The 1,684-nt window shown below is 44.1% G+C and carries 2 protein-coding genes and 1 pseudogene; 2 read left to right on the top strand and 1 reads right to left on the bottom strand.

The window, feature by feature from the left end:
• The coding region (locus AB4653_RS13215) for a methyl-accepting chemotaxis protein (protein WP_372104391.1) at positions 1-483 on the top strand (483 nt) is incomplete at its 5' end.
• A 240-nt stretch (positions 484-723) separates the two neighbouring features.
• Here AB4653_RS13215 and AB4653_RS13210 read toward each other — a convergent pair.
• Positions 724-1,527, bottom strand: a complete 804-nt coding sequence (locus AB4653_RS13210) for a sterol desaturase family protein (RefSeq protein WP_009846749.1) — start codon at positions 1,525-1,527, stop codon at positions 724-726.
• Between the two features lie 74 nt (positions 1,528-1,601).
• Here AB4653_RS13210 and AB4653_RS13205 point away from each other — a divergent pair.
• Positions 1,602-1,684: pseudogene (locus AB4653_RS13205) on the top strand (DTW domain-containing protein); the annotation flags it as partial.

Here is a 1,684-nt window from a genome sequence, read left to right as displayed (position 1 = left end):
GACAACACTAACTTACTCGCATTGAATGCAGCAATAGAAGCAGCTCGAGCAGGAGATCAAGGCCGAGGCTTTGCAGTGGTCGCCGATGAAGTAAGAAAACTAGCCAGCGATACTTCCCAGCAAACCACTAATATTCGAAATATGATGAATGAATTGGTGGCAGCCGCTGATCGCTCACGGGCGTCTGTAACAGAGTCGAGAAGCGAAATGGCGAATGCACTGGAAACCAGTGGCGATGTAAAGCAGGCCTTCGAGAAAATCGAATTCGCGGTTAGCCAGATTAAAGGACGTGTTGAACAAATCATGGTGGCGACTGAGCAACAGGCACGCGCAACGGTGGATGTGACACATTCGATCACTCGTGTTTCTGAACAAGGCGAGAATACTAAGTTACAGCTTGAATCCATGATCGAGAGTTCAGAGCAAGTCGGAGAGATAGCAGGACACCAACAAGCTATGCTTCATAAGTACGTACTGAAATAAACAAGCGTCCTCAAATAAACGAGCTTGCTGAGTTAAGCCTGGCAGCATAATAGTTGAAGCACTAGCTACGCTTAAATTCCGATTGATACAGAAACGCCCTTAAGTTTTCATAAGAATCTAAGGGCGTTTTGCTTTGGTATTAAGCTTGGTTTGTTATGGAGACGGGTTTGTTATAGAGACAGGTTTGTTATTAAGATAGGTTTGATCTCAATATAAACTGAGACTCAACTGAATTCGAACCTAGTCTTTCGTTGTCGGGAATCGTGCAAATGGCTGACGTAGCATTAAGTCTAACCGTTGCTCTTTACCATCTTGAATCTCTGGAACGCCAATCTGAACGTTATCATGGCCAAGCTTAGGTTGAGCGCGATAGGTTTTGAACCAAATGTCCCACACCGATAAGAAAAAACCAAAGTTTGAGTGCGTTTCCTTAACAATGACCGAGTGATGAACTCGGTGCATGTCTGGTGTCACAATCACTTTTCTCAATCGCTTATCAATCCACAGTGGCAGATGCGCATTGCTGTGGTTAAACATCGCGCTGGCGTTAAGAACAATTTCAAAGATGACAACAGCGATGACAGGTACACCAAGCGCGATCACTAAACTCACTTTAATCAGCATTGAAAGAATCATCTCAATTGGATGAAAACGAGTTCCGGTTGTGACATCAATATCTAGATCTGCATGATGAACTCGGTGCAACTTCCATAGCCATGAAACACGGTGAAACACCAAGTGCTGCAGGTAAATAGCGCAATCTAACAGTAAAACACAGATGAGGATGCTGAGTTCTTTAGGAAGTGACAGGGTATTGAACAGACCCCATTGGCTTTCTTGTGCGATAACCGCCGCTTGAAATGCTGCGATTGGAATTAGAGTGGCTAATAGAAAACTGTTTAAAGCAACCAACGCAAAGTTGTTTCCCCAACGAAACCATTTACTCTGAGTCAGCGTTTTACGTGGAAAGCGGTACTCCCAAAGCGCACATGATCCAAAAACGACAATAAAACAAACAAGGCGAAGCAGGGATGGGTCTTGCATGGGAATTCCTTCTATCATTCTAGGGTCACTGTAAGTACAATCGTGCCACTTTTCTAGATCTATCGTTATTGTCCATGAGAATCCACGCTTTTCACCGTTTATATCAACACCGTTTATCCATTGCTACTAAGCCGTTTAATGCGCGCGGGTGTAAAGT

It is taken from the genome of Vibrio sp. 10N.222.48.A3 (assembly GCF_041475345.1).
Classification (GTDB): Bacteria; Pseudomonadota; Gammaproteobacteria; order Enterobacterales; family Vibrionaceae; genus Vibrio; species Vibrio tasmaniensis_A.
Note: the sequence above shows the minus strand (reverse complement) of the source record. Positions and strands in the feature narration are given on the sequence as shown.

Coding starts and splice junctions, on each gene's coding strand:
- AB4653_RS13210 (WP_009846749.1), bottom strand. CDS start 1,527: ATGCAAGACCCATCCCTGCTTCGCCTTGTTTGTTTTATTGTCGTTTTT.